This is a genomic window from Priestia sp. SIMBA_032 (genome assembly GCF_046535215.1).
Lineage (GTDB): Bacteria > Bacillota > Bacilli > Bacillales > Bacillaceae_H > Priestia > Priestia aryabhattai.
In genome coordinates this window covers 1-279 of record NZ_JAWRXD010000489.1, presented here as the reverse complement: position 1 = coordinate 279, position 279 = coordinate 1, and the positions used below count along the sequence as shown (strand labels likewise).

At 63.1% G+C, this 279-nt stretch carries 1 protein-coding gene; it reads right to left on the bottom strand.

Annotation, left to right across the window (positions count from 1 at the left end):
• A partial coding sequence (locus SB717_RS35250) for a hypothetical protein (RefSeq protein WP_410907561.1) occupies positions 1–191 on the bottom strand: 191 nt, incomplete at its 3' end.
• Between the last annotated feature and the right edge of the window lie 88 nt (positions 192–279).

The following is a 279-nucleotide window of genomic DNA, read 5'->3' as shown; positions in this document are numbered from 1 at the left end:
GCTCCGCCGACCCGCTCGCGGGCCGTGAAGTCGCATTCGGGGAACTCGCCTCTGTGCGATCGATGGGAACGGGTCGGCGCGCGATCGTCGTCGGGTTCGACTCCGAGTTCACGACAGTGGATGGTGTTCGGACGATCGACAGTTGGCAGTTCGCAACGCCCGACTTGGACGATTCGTCGACGATGGTCCAAGTTGTCATCCTCCCGCTTGATGGGCGACGAATCGGGATGCACACCGCTCTTTGGGAAGTCGTCCGCGCTGCGTCATTGTGGCGGTCAC